We start from the raw sequence: 15,352 nt of genomic DNA, 5'->3' as shown, positions 1-15,352 counted from the left end.
CAAGGTAATGCATGCACCCAACCAACAGTGAAAGCAGTCGCTGGTACAAGCAGTTCTGGGCCTGGTTCGTCATCGCGATCCTCCTCAGCTCGGTGGTGCTGGGCACCAGCCTGCTGGTGATTTCCATCCGCGAGGCGGACAGCCTGGTAGTGGACAACTACTACGATGCCGGCAAGGGCATCAACACCTCGCTGGAGCGGGAGCACCTCGCTCGTCGTCTGGGCATGCAGGCCCGGCTGGTGTTTCATGAGGAAGACGGCATCGCCGAGATCCAGCTGAGCGGCGACAGCCGCCCCCAGCAACTGGTGCTCAACCTGATCTCGCCGACCCAGGTGGAAAAGGACCGCCGCATCGTGCTGCAACCGCAGACCGATGACCTCTATCGGGGACAGATGCAGGATGCGGTGCAGGGACGCCGATTCGTCGAGATCCTTGGCCAGGAAGGTGGCAAGGACTGGCGCCTGTTCGAGGAGGAAAGCCTCGAACCCGGCGTCGCCCTCGAGCTGGGCAACTAAACCAAAGGGGCGGCGGCAGTCTCTGCCGTCGCCTCGTCCAGACGCCAACCACTCACCCTGCATTTCGGCATCTCCCATGGCCAGCCTCACCCCCTGCTACCACTGTGGCCTGCCGGTCCCCGCCGGCAGCCGCTTTCAGGCCCATGTCCTGGGCGAACCCCGCGCAATGTGCTGCCCAGGCTGCCAAGCAGTGGCCGAAGCGATCGTCGCCGGCGGCCTGGAAAGCTACTACAAACACCGCAGCGAGAATGCCGCCAACCCGGAAGCCCTGCCCCAGGCACTGAGCGAGGAGTTGGCGCTCTATGACCGCGCCGATGTACAGCAGCCCTTCGTCCAGCACGAGGGAGAGCTGAGCACTACCTGCCTGCTGATCGAGGGCGTCAGCTGCGCCGCATGCGGCTGGCTGATCGAGAAACACCTTCGCGGCCTGAACGGCGTTGCCGAGGCCAGCCTCAATCTGTCCAACCACCGCCTGTACGTGCACTGGAATGCCAGCCAGGTGCCACTGAGCCGCCTGCTCGAAGCGCTGCGCCGGATCGGCTATGCCGCCCATCCCTACCAGCCGGACCAAGCCGCCGAGCAACTGGCCCGGGAGAATCGCCGCGCGCTGAGACAACTGGGCGTCGCCGGCCTGCTGTGGTTCCAGGTGATGATGGCCACCATGGCTACCTGGCCGGAATTCAACCTCGACCTCTCGGCGGGGATGGACAAGATCCTCCGCTGGGTCAGCCTGATCCTCACCACGCCGATCGTCTTCTACAGCAGCGTCGACTTCTTCAGGGGTGCGTGGCGCGACCTGCACACACGTCACCTGACCATGGACGTCTCGGTCAGCCTGGCGATCGGCGGCGCCTATGCGGCCGGCATCTGGTCGACACTGACCGGCCAGGGCGAACTCTATTTCGATGCCGCCGGCATGTTCGCCCTGTTCCTCCTCGCCGGACGCTTCCTCGAGCGTCGTGCCCGCGAACGCACCGCCGCGGCCACTGCCCAGTTGGTCAACCTGCTGCCTCCCTCCTGCCTGCGTCTCGACGACCAAGGGCATGGCGAACGCATCCTGCTCAGGGAACTCAGCCCGGGCGACCGCGTGCTGGTGCCGCCGGGCAACCTGCTGCCGGCCGACGGCCGCATCGTCGCGGGGCAGTCCAGCGTCGACGAGTCGCTGCTGACCGGCGAATACCTGCCGCAACCCCGCGCCCCGGGCGATGCAGTGACCGCCGGGACACTGAACGTGGAAGGCCCGCTGACCATCGAGGTCCAGGCCCTGGGCGATGACACCCGCCTCTCGGCTATCGTGCGCCTGCTCGAGCGCGCCCAGGCCGACAAGCCCCGGCTCGCCGAGTTGGCCGACCGGGTGGCGCAGTGGTTCCTGCTCGCCGTGCTGGGCGTGGCCGCACTGGTCGGCCTGATCTGGTGGCAGAACGACCCGGACCAGGCCTTCTGGGTCGTGCTCGCCCTGCTCGTCGCCACCTGCCCCTGCGCCCTGTCGCTGGCTACTCCCACCGCCTTGACCGCAGCCACCGGCAGCCTGCACAGGTTCGGCCTGCTGCTGACCCGCGGGCATGTGCTGGAAGGATTGAACGGCATCGACACGGTGATCTTCGACAAGACCGGCACCCTCACCGAGGGGCGTCTGGCCCTGAGCGCGGTACACCCGCTGCGCGAACTGGACGGCGATGCCTGCCTGGCACTGGCCGCCGCCCTGGAGAACCGCTCCGAACATCCGATCGCCCGCGCCTTCGGCCGCGCCCCCCAGGCCGCCGAACGGGTCGACGGCATTCCCGGGCAAGGCCTGGAGGGCGTCGTCCAGGACCGGCTCCTGCGTATCGGCCAGCCCGCCTTCGTCGCTGCGCTCAACGGCCAGCCGGCGCCGCCGTTTCCCGGCGAGCAGGGCCAGTGGCTGCTGCTGGGTGACCGGCAGGGACCTCTGGCCTGGCTGGTGCTCGACGACCGCCTGCGCGAAGACGCCCCCGCCCTGCTCGATGCCTGTCGCGCACGCGGCTGGCGAACCCTGCTGCTCTCGGGCGACAGCTCGCCGATGGTCGCCGAAGTTGCCAGGCAACTGGGTATCGACGATGCCCGTGGCGGCCTGACCCCGGACGCCAAGCTCGGCGTGCTCAGGCAGCTGCACGCCGAGGGGCACCGCGTCCTGATGCTCGGCGACGGGGTGAACGACGTTCCGGTGCTGGCCGGCGCGGACATCAGCGTAGCCATGGGCTCGGCCACCGACCTGGCGAAGACCAGCGCCGATGCCGTCCTGCTGTCCAACCGGCTGGAAACGCTGGTACAGGCCTTCGCCCTCGCCCGCCGCACCCGCCACATCATCATCGAGAACCTGGCCTGGGCCGGCCTGTACAATGGCCTGATTCTGCCCTTCGCCGCACTCGGCTGGGTCACCCCGCTCTGGGCCGCGATTGGAATGTCGCTGAGCTCCCTCCTGGTGGTCCTGAATGCCTTGCGGCTGACCCGCGGCTCCTGAGCCGCCAGCACAACAGGAGCACGACATGGCTGCGCTCTATGTAATGATTCCGGTCGCCATAATAGTGGTCGCCCTGGCCATCTGGCTGCTTTTCTGGGCCATCGACAACGGCCAGTACGACGATCTCGACAGCCCGGCGCACAACATCCTTTTCGACGACGAAGACCCCGCGCACAAGGCCGGACTGGCCGAGGCGGAGCATCCGGACAAGCCGGCCAGACAGGACGAGGAGCCTCCGCGTGCCTGAATTGATTCCGCTGCTCGTTTCGGCCACGATCCTGGGCCTGCTCAGTGGCGGGCATTGCCTGGGCATGTGCGGCGGCCTGATGGGCGCCCTGACGCTGGCGATCCCGCCCGAGCAACGAACCCGTCGCCTATGGCTGCTGCTCGCCTACAACCTCGGACGAATCCTCAGCTATGCCACTGCCGGCCTGCTGATCGGCCTGGGTGGCTGGGCTGTGGCCAACAGTCCGGCAGCCATCGCACTACGCATCGTCGCGGCCCTGCTGCTGATCGCCATGGGCCTGTACCTGACCGGCTGGTGGAGCGGACTGATCCGCCTCGAGGCCCTCGGCCAGGGCCTCTGGCGGCGCCTCCAGCCGGCCGCCTCCCGCCTGCTGCCGGTCGACAGCCTGCCCCGCGCCCTGCTGCTCGGCGCAGTCTGGGGCTGGCTGCCCTGCGGGCTGGTCTACAGCACCCTGCTCTGGGCTGCGAGCCAGGGCAGCGCCCTGGACAGCGCCCTGCTGATGCTCGCCTTCGGTCTCGGCACCTTGCCGGTGCTGCTTGCCACCGGATTGGCCGCCGAGCGCCTGACCGCCTGGCTTCGCCAGCGGCACGTGCGCATCGCTGGTGGCCTGCTGGTGATCCTGTTCGGTTTCTGGAGCCTTCCCGGGCCTCACCAGACATGGCTGACAGGTCACCACGGCCATGGCGCAACCAGCCGGATACCGGCGCCAGCGCAGCCTTCCGGCCCGCTAACGGCAACTGTCCAGCCCGTTTGATACAAATCAAGATGCTTTCCGGCAGCGTTCTTTTAGACTTCCCTCCACAGCCTGCCCATACCGGAATACTCCTATGCCTGCTCCGATCAAATGGGATACCAACCTGATTCGTCGCTACGATCAGGCGGGTCCGCGCTACACCTCATACCCCACGGCAGTGCAATTCCAGCCTGGCGTGGGCTCCTTCAAGCTGCTCAACGCCCTGCGCGAAAGCCGCCAGGCCAAACGCCCACTGTCGATCTACGTACACGTCCCGTTCTGCGCCCACGTCTGCTACTACTGCGCCTGCAACAAAGTCATCACCAAGGATCGCGGCCGCGCCCTGCCCTATCTCGAGCGCCTGGAAAAGGAAATCGACATCATCAGCCGCCACCTGTCCCCGCAACAGCAGGTCGAGCAGTTGCATCTGGGCGGCGGCACACCGACCTTCCTCAGCCACGGCGAACTGCGGCGCTTGATGGAGTTTCTGCGCCAGCGTTTCAGCTTCGCCGAAAAGGGCGACTTCAGCATCGAGATCGATCCTCGCGAAGCGGACTGGTCGACCATGGGACTGCTCCGTGAGCTGGGTTTCAACCGCATCAGCCTCGGCGTGCAGGACCTCGACCCCGAAGTCCAGCGCGCGGTGAACCGCCTGCAAAGCCTGGAGGAAACCAGCGCCATCGTCGAAGCCGCACGGACCTTGGGCTTTCGCTCGATCAACGTCGATCTCATCTACGGTCTGCCCAAGCAGACGCCGGAAAGCTTCGCCCGCACCGTCGAGGAGATCATCGCCCTGCAGCCCGACCGACTGTCCGTGTTCAACTACGCCCACCTGCCGGAGCGCTTCAAGCCGCAGCGGCGAATCAGTGCCGCCGACCTGCCTGCGCCCGCCGACAAGCTGGCCATGCTGCACAACAGCATCGAACAGCTGACCGCCGCCGGCTACCAGTACATCGGCATGGATCATTTCGCCCTTCCGGACGACGAGCTATCCATCGCCCAGGAAGATGGCAGGCTGCAACGCAACTTCCAGGGCTACACCACGCATGGCCATTGCGACCTGATCGGCTTGGGGGTCTCGTCCATCAGCCAGATCGGCGACCTCTACAGTCAGAACGAGAGCGATATCGACGCCTACCAAAGCCGCCTCGACAACGACCAGTTGCCGACCGCCCGCGGCCTGCAATGCAACGCCGACGACCGGATTCGCCGTGCGGCGATCCAGAAGCTCATCTGCGACTTCCAGTTGGACTTCGCCAGCCTGGAACAGCAGTTCGGCATTGTCTTCCGGGAATACTTCGCCGACGTCTGGCCCCAGTTGCAGAGCATGACCCGCGACGGACTGATCGCCCTGCCCCCGCAAGGCATCGAAGTCCTGCCCGCCGGGCGCCTGCTGGTTCGCTCGATCTGTATGCTTTTCGACTATTATCTGGTCGAACACAATCGCCAGCGCTTCTCCCGTATCATCTGAATCGCTCCGCATCGGGAGAGGCCTTGCACTCCCGATGCGGCGTTTCGAAGATGAGGTTTTCTTCGGGTTAAGACTTTTTGTCAGTTGACTGAAGCCTGGGGTATTATCCCTTGGCAGAGCGCCTCATAAGTAAGAGAAAGTTGCCCATGTCGGATAAATCCAAGGTACGCCCCGTGCATCATATCCGCTGTCAGGAGTGCAGTCTGGCGGCCTTGTGCCTACCGATCTCGCTCAACTTCGAGGACATCGACGCCCTCAACGAGATCGTCAAGCGTGGCAAGCCGATCAAGAAGGGCGAATTCCTCTTTCGCCAGGGCGACGCCTTCGGCTCGGTGTTCGCCGTGCGTTCGGGCTCGCTCAAAACCTTCAGCGTCAGCGACAACGGCGAGGAGCAGATCACCGGCTTCCACCTGCCCAGCGAGCTCGTCGGTCTTTCCGGCATGGACAGCGACAGCTGCCCGGTTTCCGCACAGGCGCTGGAAACAACCTCGGTCTGCGAGATTCCCTTCGAGCGCCTGGACGAACTTGCCCTGCAACTGCCCCAACTGCGTCGCCAGCTGATGCGGGTCATGAGCCGGGAAATCCGCGACGACCAGCAGATGATGCTGCTGCTGTCGAAGAAAACTGCGGACGAGCGCATCGCCACCTTCTTGATCAATCTGTCCTCGCGCTTTCGGGCACGCGGCTTCTCCGCCAACCACTTCCGCCTGGCGATGTCGCGCAACGAGATCGGCAACTATCTGGGCTTGGCCGTCGAGACCGTGTCACGGGTATTCAGCCGCTTCCAGCAGAACGAACTGATTGCCGCCGAGGGCAAGGAAGTGACCATCCTCAACCCCATCGAGCTCTGCTCCCTGGCGGGCGGGAACATGGAAGCCTGACTCCTCACCGGCGCCGCCTGGCGGCGCCCCGCTTCAGCCCCCTGCAATCACGACACGCATGCAGGGGCTGCAACCTCTCCGCAAAGCGCCCTCCCAGCACACATCGCCGTCTTTGCCTTTCTTGCCCCCAAGGGCGCGGCCATCCTACCCAAACGGCACGATAGGGCTATAAGCCTGACAGCCGAAGCATTTCCCGACCTCACCTTCCCCGCTCTCCAGAACGCTCTCTGCGCACCGGTCAGCCTGCGCATGTGCGGCCTACAAAGGCCATTATTTCGCCTTTATGACACTCCCTACCAAAGACTAAATGCACGCTAGTGCAAAAAAGTCAATACAAGACATTTTTCTTAATTATCATATACTTATGAGGCATGATCAGCCCATCAGCCCCCCTCCTAAAGGCCCCTCCAACCAGCAAAAACGGGCAGGTTTCATTGACCTGCGTCAATTGGTCACTACCGAGCGGCAGTGAATCTTGATTTATTTGACCTGGATCAACGTGCCGACCCCCGTCGACCGTTGTCCATCCAGCCTTTTGGAGCTGCCCACATGTCTCAACCATCCAAATCTTCGCCTTGGCGTATTCCTCTGGTTCGGGAGCTCGTTGTCATCCTAGCGATCAAGCTGGGCGTGATAATCGGTATCAAGGCACTCTGGTTCACGGAACCGACAGTGCCTGAAAACGGTACCGAGAAAGTCAGCGAGCGACTGTTTGGCAGTGTGGCAGTGCAAGATCAATCCCCGACCGAGGAGAGTCCCTGATGATCTCGGAATCCGTCGTAGACCTATCGCGTCTGCAGTTCGCCATGACGGCGCTGTATCACTTCCTATTCGTACCATTGACCCTAGGGATGACCTTCCTGCTCGCCATCATGGAGTCGGTCTATGTAATGACCGGCAAGCAGGTCTACAAGGACATGGTGAAGTTCTGGGGCAAGTTGTTCGGTATCAACTTTGCCCTCGGCGTCACCACCGGCTTGACCATGGAATTCCAGTTCGGCACCAACTGGGCCTACTACTCCCACTATGTGGGTGACATCTTCGGTGCGCCGCTGGCCATCGAGGGTCTGATGGCCTTCTTCCTGGAGTCCACCTTCATCGGCCTGTTCTTCTTCGGCTGGGATCGCCTGTCCAAGGTGCAGCACCTGGCAGTGACCTGGCTGGTGGCGCTCGGCTCCAACCTGTCCGCCCTGTGGATTCTGGTCGCCAACGGCTGGATGCAGTACCCGGTCGGTGCGGAGTTCAACTTCGAAACCATGCGGATGGAGCTGGTGGACTTCGGTGCTCTGCTCCTCAACCCGGTTGCCCAGGTCAAGTTCGTTCACACCGTCGCCTCCGGCTATGTGACCGGCGCCGTGTTCGTTCTGGCCATCTCCAGCTACTACCTGCTGAAAAAGCGTGACCTCGGCTTTGCACGCCGCTCCTTCGCCATCGCTTCGGCTTTCGGCATGGCATCCATCCTCTCGGTTCTCGTGCTCGGTGACGAATCTGGCTACGAAGTCGGTGAGGTACAGAAGACCAAGCTTGCTGCCATCGAGGCCGAATGGGAAACCCACCCGGCGCCGGCCAGCTTTACCCTGTTCGGTTTCCCGAACGAGGAAGAGCAGCGCACCGACTTTGCAGTCCGAATCCCCTTTGCCCTGGGCATCATCGCCACCCGCTCGCTGGATGAACAGGTCATCGGCATCAAGGACCTGATCATCGAAGGCGAAGCCCGCATTCGCAATGGCATGGTCGCCTACGGCCTGCTGGAAGAGATTCGTGCTGGCGACAAGAGCCCGGAAAAGATCGCTGCCTTCAACGAAGTCAAGGATGATCTCGGCTACGGCCTGCTGCTGAAGAAGTACACCACCAACGTGGTCGACGCTTCCGAGGAGCAGATCAAGCAAGCTGCTAAGGACACCATTCCCAGCGTGCCCAGCATGTTCTGGAGCTTCCGCGCCATGGTGGGTTCGGGCATCGTGATGCTCGTCCTGTTTGCCTGCGCCTTCTGGGCCTCGGCTCGCAAGAACGAGGAGTCCAAGCCCTGGCTGCTCAAGTTCGCCCTGTACAGCCTGCCGCTGCCCTGGATCGCCACCCAGACCGGCTGGTTCGTGGCCGAGCATGGCCGTCAGCCCTGGACCATTGGTGGCGTCCTGCCCACCCACCTCTCCGCTTCCAGCCTGACTACTGCTGACCTCTGGGGCTCGCTGCTGGCTCTGATCGCGTTCTACACCCTGCTGCTGGTAGTCGAGATGTATCTGATGATCCGCTTCGCCCGCCTCGGCCCGTCCAGCCTGCACACCGGTCGCTATCACTTCGAACAGCTCGAGCAGTCGGCTGACAAGCATGCCAGCCCGAGCCAGACGGAACCCCAACAACCAGTCAGCGCCTAAGGAAAACGCCATGTTTGATTACGAAACACTGAAATTGATCTGGTGGGGCTTGATCGGTGTGCTGCTGATCGGCTTTGCCCTCACCGACGGCTTCGACATGGGGGCCATGGCGATCATGCCCTTCGTCGCCAAGACCGACAACGAGCGCCGCGTCGCGATCAACACCATTGCCCCCCACTGGGACGGCAACCAGGTGTGGTTCATCACCGCCGGTGGCGCGCTGTTCGCCGCCTGGCCGCTGGTTTACGCCACGGCCTTCTCCGGCATGTACTGGGCCCTGCTGCTGGTGCTCTTCGGTCTGTTCTGCCGCCCTGTGGGTTTCGACTACCGCAGCAAGCTGGAGAACAAGAAGTGGCGCGACATCTGGGACTGGGCACTGTTCGCTGGCGGCGCCCTGCCGGCCCTGCTGTTCGGGGTAGCGTTCGGCAACCTGTTCCTCGGCCTGCCGTTCCGCTTTGACGAGACGATGCGCTCCCACTTCGAAGGCTCCTTCTTCAGCCTGCTGCACCCCTTCGCGCTGCTGGCCGGCGTCGTGAGCCTGAGCATGCTCAGCGCCCATGGCGGTTCCTGGCTGATGCTGCGTACCGAAGGCGAACTGTACGAGCGCTCCTGCAAGGCTACCCGCCTGTGCGCCATGGTGTTCCTGGGCGGCTTCTTCCTCTGCGGTATCTGGCTGCTGCTGGGCGTCGACGGCATGAACCTGGTCGACAACTTCGATCCCAACGCCGCACTGAATCCGCTGGTCAAGCAGGTCACCCTGGACAACAGCGGCTGGCAGGCCAACTATGTGCGCTACCCCCTCACCCAGTTCGCTCCGCTGCTGGGCCTGATTGGCGGCGCGCTGGCTCTGATGGGCGCGCAGACCAAGCGCAACGGCATGGCCTTCCTGGGCACCAGCCTGGCGATCGTCGGCGCCATCCTCACCGCAGGCTTCGCCCTGTTCCCGTTCGTGATGCCGTCGGCCATCGACCCGCTCTCCAGCCTGACCGTGTGGGATGCCGTGTCCAGCCAGAAAACTCTGGGGATCATGCTGATCGCCGCGATCATCTTCGTGCCGATCATCCTGGGCTACACCCTGTGGTGCTACTGGCGCATGTGGGGCAAGCTGAACGACCAGACCATCGAGGCCAACCCTCACGGCCTGTACTGACCGAAACCGGCGCGGACCCTGTCCGCGCCATCCCCCATTGAGATCGCCCGTCCCTGGCGGGCCTAGGAGGCAACATGTGGTACTTCAGTTGGATTCTCGGCATCCTGCTGGCCTGCGGCTTCGGAGTCATCAACGCCCTGTGGCTGGAAACCACCATGCAAATGGATGAGGGTCCGGCGGGTGGCGAGTGAAAAGCAGCTTCTGCAGCGACGCCCGTTCCGCATCCTGTCGCTGCTGCTGGCCACGCCGATCACGCTGGTATTTCTGATTCATCCATCGTTGATCGTGGATCCCGAGGCCGGCTACAGCCACAGCCTGCTGATGCTGGTGATGCTGGGAATCTCCAGCGGCTTCATTCACGGCGTCGGCTTCGACCCGCGCGGCCTGGTCTGGCGCATCCTGTTCCACCCGGTGGGTGGCTGGGTGCTGATGGGATTGGGTTACGCGATTCTGTACACGGTACAGTTGGGTTGACTCCCCCCAGAAGGCCCCGCAAGGGGCTTTCTGCTTTTCACCCCTTACTCCTCCCGGCCCGCCTACCCCCTCCAGAGCGATCGATCACCGCTCGGCAGCCTCACAGGCTGATCGGCTTGCGTCCGGCCAGAGCGTGACTCAGGGTGCCACCGTCCACCAGTTCCAGCTCGCCGCCCAGCGGCACGCCATGAGCGATACGGGAAACCGTGACGCCCCTGGGCGCCAGCATCTGGGCGATATAGTGGGCAGTGGCCTCGCCCTCCACCGTCGGATTGGTGGCGATGATCACTTCTTCGAAGGTTCCCTGCTCGATCCGCATCAACAGCTCGGGAATGCCGATGGCCTCCGGGCCGAGACCATCCAGGGGAGACAGATGCCCCTTGAGCACGAAATAACGGCCGCGATAGCCGGTCTGCTCGATGGCGAACACGTCCACCGGACCCTGCACCACACACAGCAGGGCATCGTCACGACGCGGATCGGCGCATTGCGGACAGAGCTCGTCCTCGCTCAGCGTCCGGCACTGCCGACAGTGACCGACGCGCTCGAGCGCCTGGGTCAGCGTCTGGGCCAGACGCAAACCGCCGCTGCGATCACGCTCGAGCAGATGCAGCGCCATGCGCTGGGCGGTTTTCTGCCCCACACCGGGAAGGATGCGCAGGGCGTCGATGAGTTGGCGGATCAGCGGACTGAAGCTCATGGGCGAAGGAACCGGGGACAGGACAACAGGACGGATCGCCTGCAGGAAAGGCGACCAGCCGGTCCTCTCCCCAGGAGGGAGAGGACCGAATGAGGGAAAACCGGAGGAGTACTCAGAACGGCATCTTGAATCCGGGCGGCAGGCCCATGCCGGCGGTCATCCCGGCCATCTTTTCCTGATTGTTCTGCTCGATCTTGCGCACCGCATCGTTGACGGCGGCCGCGATCAGGTCCTCGAGAACCTCCTTGTCCTCCTGCATCAGGCTCTCGTCCAGAGTGACGCGCCGGACATCATGGCGACCGGTCATCACCACGCTCACCAGGCCGGCACCGGACTGACCGGTCACCTCGGCGTTGGCCAACTCTTCCTGCATCTTCTGCATCTTTTCCTGCATCAGCTGGGCCTGCTTCATCAGGCCGGCCATGCCACCTTTCATCATGGGAATCACCTCAGGTATTCAGGGGTTCGATGGTGCCGTCGCGGATCACCGCGGCGAACTGTTGAATCATCTGCCGGACCAGCGGATCGTCCTGAATGGACGCCTCGGCCTGGCGCTGGCGCTCGGCCCGCCGCCGCGCCGCCGCCTGGGCTGGAGTCTCCTGCTCCGGCTTGCGCAATTCGATATCCAGCTTGAGCATACGGCCATGGTGCTGGTTCAGAGCCTCGTTCAGGCGCCGCTGCTGGGTGCTGTTGAACAGTGCTGCCTGCGCCGGGTCCAGATGCAGCAGCCAATGGTCACCCTCGACCTTCGCAAGGGTACAGTTGGCGGCAATGTTGGCGGTCATGCCGGCCAGCCCCAAACACTGGAAGAGTTCGAGCCACTCGGCGGCAAGGCCGGTGGCCGGTGCCGCCGCAGGCTCGGCCTCGGGTTGGGACTTCGGCGGCGCCGGCTCCTCGACGGGAAAGGCATCAAGGTAGGCATAGGCCTCGACATCCACCTCATCGGCATCTACCTCATAATAGTCATCGTCCGCCAGGGGGGGCTCCGGCGCGGAGGCCCTTTCCGGCGAGCGATCAGCGACCGGAGCCGCCGCCACCTCCTGCTCCGAGAAAGACCGAAGCGGCGGGCGCAGGCGCTCCGATGCAGCGCTTTCGGGAAGACTCTCCTTCCCGTCCTCGTCCGCCAGCGGAGCCGTGGCAATACCGCCCACCAGCAGCGCGGCAGACTCCGAAATGGGAGTGCCCGCCGCCTGCGGGGGCTCCTCCCAAGGCAGATCGGACGCCCCGGCAGGCAGGCAGGGTGACTCCTGCGACGGCACGGGCGCGGGCGCGGGCGATTCGGCAAGCGGCGGCGACGGAGCCATGGCCTGACTCTCGCCCAGCTCAGCGACGGAGGCGGCAGGCGCCAGCGGGCGGCTACCATGTGCCACGGAAGCGGATGAGGAATCAGCCGTGGCCGTGCAGATTCCGGGGTCCTTTAGCGGCGTACCCGGCGCCCCGCCGACACCCGCAGGGCGAAACGCCAGCATGCGCAGCAGCACCATCTCGAAACCGCCGCGCGGATCGGGAGCCAGCGGCAGGTCGCGGCGGCCGATCAGGCCCATCTGGTAATAGAACTGCACGTCCTCGGCCGGCAGCGCCTGCGCGAGCGCCAGCACCCGCTCGCGGTCGCCCTGGCCATTGTCCACCGCCTCCGGCAGCGCCTGGGCGATGGCCACCCGGTGCAGCACGTTGAGCATCTCCGCCAGCACGCCGCTCCAGTCCGGACCCTGCTCGGCCAGCTGGCGCACGGCCTCGAGCATGGCCCGGGCATCACCTTCCAACAGGGCCTGCAACACGCCATAGACCTGGCCGTGATCGAGCGTGCCGAGCATGGCACGCACATCGGCGGCGAACACCCGCCCCTCGCCGAAAGCGATGGCCTGGTCGGTCAGGCTCATGGCATCGCGCATCGAGCCGTCGGCGGCGCGACCGAGCAGCCAGAGGGCATCCGCTTCGAATGGAATGCCCTCCACGCCGAGCACATGGGTCAGATGTTCGACCACCCGCTCCGGCGGCATGCTCTTCAGGGCGAACTGCAGGCAGCGCGACAGGATGGTCACCGGCAGTTTCTGCGGATCGGTGGTCGCCAGCAGAAACTTGACGTGGGGCGGCGGCTCCTCGAGGGTCTTCAGCAAGGCGTTGAAGGAGTGGCTGGAGAGCATGTGCACTTCGTCGATCAGGTAGACCTTGAAGCGCCCGCGGGTCGGCGCGTACTGCACGTTGTCGAGCAGTTCGCGGGTGTCCTCCACCTTGGTGCGGCTGGCGGCATCGACCTCGATAAGATCGACGAAACGCCCCTCGTCGATTTCCCGACAGACCGAACACTGCCCGCAGGGCGTCGAGCTGATGCCGGTTTCACAGTTCAGACACTTGGCGATGATCCGCGCGATGGTGGTCTTTCCCACCCCGCGGGTGCCGGTGAACAGATAGGCATGGTGCAACCGCTGACTGTCAAGAGCGTTGATCAGCGCCTTGAGCACATGGGCCTGGCCGACCATTTCGCGAAACGAGCGAGGACGCCATTTACGTGCAAGAACCTGATAACTCATCGACACCATCGCAGCAGAAAAAGCGGAGAGCGGCAATGCTAGCGGAGCAGGATGCAAATTGCATCCGCCCTGCGGGCACATGCAGGGAACGCTGCCGGCCGACCATGCGTTGCAAATATGGAGCACACCAAACCATTTCGGAACATCAGTGTTTCAAAAGTGAAACACTCACGCTTAAAAGGATCATCGCATCAGGCGCAGACCTGCAGCGAAGCCAGCGTCGCAGAGCGGACAGCCCGAGACAGGGAAGGTACTGGAAGGATACTTGCTTGGGATTAGCCAGCGCTGCCGCTCTGGAGGTACACGCCATGGGGATTCAATGGATGTTCTGGTCGATCATATTGCTGGTATCCATGGCCGGCGTGATATGGCAAGGCATATACAAGGGCCATTAGAGAAATAATGGCTGGCGCTGGATTTTGGAGCGGACAAATCCCTGAGAGACAAGAATTTGAAAACTGGAGGTGATCCCACCAGCCACACCCCGGCACACAAGGTCACCGCTACGGCTGCTCCCTTCCGGGCCTGACCGGGTTCACGGCTGCTCGTTGCGGGGGGACCGGCAGGACCACCATAACGACACCCGCCAGTTGGCGGGCCGCGCCATTGTACCGGCTTGCCCGCAACTTACAACTGCACGTGTGAAGAAAACCTTTGTCGACAGTCACTTGCCGCCAACGAAAGAGCGGCCCGAAGGACATGATCGCCAGCAAGCTGGCTCCTACGTCCCACGCGGCTATCGGGGCGGGCCGCCAGGCCCAGCCCCGCGATCATTGCATCAGCGAGCCGCCCGGCATGAACTCTCCGCCGTTCCCGGCCTGGCCGATGCCGAAGTCGCGCATCCGGCGCAACTGCTGCAGGCGGTCGAGGTTCTGCCAGGCGGCATCGTAATGAGCCGGCGACTGCTCGATGGCGGTGCGGAAGAATTGCTCGGCCAGCTCGAAGCGACCTTCGATCATGCAGATATAGCCCACATCGTTGCTCGCCTCGGCTCTTTTCTCGACATGCTCGAACGCGGATATCGCTTCCTCATAGCGCCCCATGCGCGACAGCAGCAACCCGTAGTTGCGCCACAGCGGCTTATAACCGTCGTCATAGCTTATGCCGCGCCGGTAGGCCCGCTCGGCTTCCTCCCAGTGTCCGGCCAGGTAATAGGAATACCCTTGGCTGTTCTGCACCAGCGCCGAGCGCGGCTCGATCTGCAGGGCCAGGCGATAGTAGCTCTCCGCCAGAGCGAAATCGTTGCGCAGATCGGCGAGCACGCCGAGGCCGTTGTACAGCTTCAACGGCGAACGACCGTCCACCTTCAATTCCTCCGGCGCGGCCTGCGCCGAGGTGCCGAGGCGCTGCTGGTCCAGGCGCAAGGCCAGTTGCAGGCTGGCCTGGGCCTTTTCCTGGTTGCGCCTGGAGAGGTGCAGCAGCCCCAGCTCGGTCAGGGCATCGACATGGTTCGGGTCCTTTTCCAGCACGTCGGCGAAGGCCAGTTCGGCCAGTTCGTCGTTGCCGCGCTCGCGGTGGATGCGCCCGACCCAGAGCAGCGCCTCATGCAGCTTGGGGTCAAGGTCGGCGGCACGCAGATACTGGAACAGCGCCCGGTCCAGATCGCCAGCGCGATAGGCCGAGGCGGCGACGAGCATGGCCTGCTCGGCCGAGGTGTCGGCCTTGCGCGCCTGGTAGAGCACCGAGCGATTGCCATCGTAAAGGCTGGAGCGGCTGATCCCGTTCTTGTCCGGCTCCATGGTCTGACATCCCGACATCACGGCCGTCATGGCCAACAGCAGACTGACCTTTCGCAT

General features: G+C 64.0%; 15 protein-coding genes and 1 other RNA gene. 11 read left to right on the top strand and 5 right to left on the bottom strand.

Annotated features, from left to right (window positions below; translation table 11 throughout):
- Positions 1 to 11: 11 nt before the first annotated feature.
- The 11 genes from EV691_RS07635 (at position 12) to EV691_RS07585 (ending at position 10,325) form a co-directional block, all read left to right on the top strand.
- Positions 12 to 515, top strand: a complete 504-nt coding sequence (locus tag EV691_RS07635) for a FixH family protein (protein WP_131301827.1) — start codon at positions 12 to 14, stop codon at positions 513 to 515.
- A gap of 76 nt (positions 516 to 591) precedes the next feature.
- A complete protein-coding gene (locus EV691_RS07630; protein ID WP_131301830.1) occupies positions 592 to 2,994 on the top strand; it encodes a heavy metal translocating P-type ATPase in 2,403 nt (800 codons plus the stop codon).
- A gap of 25 nt (positions 2,995 to 3,019) precedes the next feature.
- The gene (gene ccoS / locus EV691_RS07625; RefSeq protein ID WP_039804832.1) at positions 3,020 to 3,241 is read left to right on the top strand and encodes a cbb3-type cytochrome oxidase assembly protein CcoS; all 222 of its coding nucleotides are present in this window, start codon (positions 3,020 to 3,022) and stop codon (positions 3,239 to 3,241) included.
- Positions 3,234 to 3,995 (top strand): sulfite exporter TauE/SafE family protein, encoded by a 762-nt coding sequence (locus tag EV691_RS07620; RefSeq protein ID WP_131301833.1) that lies wholly within the window; start codon positions 3,234 to 3,236, stop codon positions 3,993 to 3,995. The genes ccoS and EV691_RS07620 overlap by 8 nt, the downstream gene beginning before the upstream one ends.
- A gap of 73 nt (positions 3,996 to 4,068) precedes the next feature.
- Entirely contained in the window at positions 4,069 to 5,445 is a 1,377-nt protein-coding gene (gene hemN, locus EV691_RS07615; RefSeq protein ID WP_131301836.1) for an oxygen-independent coproporphyrinogen III oxidase, read from the top strand.
- A gap of 146 nt (positions 5,446 to 5,591) precedes the next feature.
- Entirely contained in the window at positions 5,592 to 6,326 is a 735-nt protein-coding gene (fnr, locus tag EV691_RS07610; protein WP_089167767.1) for a fumarate/nitrate reduction transcriptional regulator Fnr, read from the top strand.
- A 549-nt stretch (positions 6,327 to 6,875) separates the two neighbouring features.
- Positions 6,876 to 7,088 carry a cytochrome oxidase putative small subunit CydP gene (gene cydP / locus EV691_RS24180; RefSeq protein ID WP_131255289.1) on the top strand — a complete coding sequence of 71 codons (213 nt, stop codon included), beginning with the start codon at positions 6,876 to 6,878 and terminating at the stop codon, positions 7,086 to 7,088.
- Positions 7,088 to 8,701, top strand: a complete 1,614-nt coding sequence (locus EV691_RS07600) for a cytochrome ubiquinol oxidase subunit I (RefSeq protein WP_131301838.1) — start codon at positions 7,088 to 7,090, stop codon at positions 8,699 to 8,701. Before cydP ends, EV691_RS07600 begins: the two co-directional genes overlap by 1 nt.
- 10 nt (positions 8,702 to 8,711) lie before the next feature.
- Positions 8,712 to 9,851: a cytochrome d ubiquinol oxidase subunit II gene (gene cydB / locus EV691_RS07595; protein ID WP_131301841.1), complete on the top strand. Its 1,140-nt coding sequence runs from the start codon at positions 8,712 to 8,714 to the stop codon at positions 9,849 to 9,851.
- Positions 9,852 to 9,925: 74 nt separating this feature from the next.
- Complete coding sequence (gene cydX, locus EV691_RS07590; RefSeq protein WP_039804847.1) at positions 9,926 to 10,042, top strand: cytochrome bd-I oxidase subunit CydX; 117 nt, start codon at positions 9,926 to 9,928, stop codon at positions 10,040 to 10,042.
- Positions 10,017 to 10,325 carry a cyd operon YbgE family protein gene (locus EV691_RS07585; protein WP_131301844.1) on the top strand — a complete coding sequence of 103 codons (309 nt, stop codon included), beginning with the start codon at positions 10,017 to 10,019 and terminating at the stop codon, positions 10,323 to 10,325. Before cydX ends, EV691_RS07585 begins: the two co-directional genes overlap by 26 nt.
- 100 nt (positions 10,326 to 10,425) lie before the next feature.
- On the opposite strand, the gene recR is transcribed toward EV691_RS07585, so the two are convergent.
- The 5 genes from recR to EV691_RS07560 all read right to left on the bottom strand — a co-directional run bounded on the left by recR (position 10,426) and on the right by EV691_RS07560 (position 15,352).
- Positions 10,426 to 11,025 (bottom strand): recombination mediator RecR, encoded by a 600-nt coding sequence (gene recR / locus EV691_RS07580; protein ID WP_131301847.1) that lies wholly within the window; start codon positions 11,023 to 11,025, stop codon positions 10,426 to 10,428.
- 112 nt (positions 11,026 to 11,137) lie between these two features.
- Positions 11,138 to 11,464, bottom strand: coding sequence for a YbaB/EbfC family nucleoid-associated protein (locus tag EV691_RS07575; RefSeq protein WP_089167762.1), 327 nt, complete (start codon positions 11,462 to 11,464; stop codon positions 11,138 to 11,140).
- 10 nt (positions 11,465 to 11,474) lie between these two features.
- A complete protein-coding gene (gene dnaX / locus EV691_RS07570) occupies positions 11,475 to 13,556 on the bottom strand; it encodes a DNA polymerase III subunit gamma/tau (RefSeq protein WP_131301850.1) in 2,082 nt (693 codons plus the stop codon).
- 468 nt (positions 13,557 to 14,024) lie between these two features.
- Positions 14,025 to 14,121, bottom strand: an RNA gene (gene ffs / locus EV691_RS07565) — signal recognition particle sRNA small type.
- Positions 14,122 to 14,326: 205 nt separating this feature from the next.
- Entirely contained in the window at positions 14,327 to 15,352 is a 1,026-nt protein-coding gene (locus EV691_RS07560; RefSeq protein ID WP_131301853.1) for a tetratricopeptide repeat protein, read from the bottom strand.

This window comes from Azotobacter chroococcum, from assembly GCF_004339665.1.
GTDB lineage: Bacteria > Pseudomonadota > Gammaproteobacteria > Pseudomonadales > Pseudomonadaceae > Azotobacter > Azotobacter chroococcum.
The sequence above is the reverse complement of the archived record's forward strand: the minus strand, read 5'-3'. Positions and strand labels throughout refer to the sequence as shown.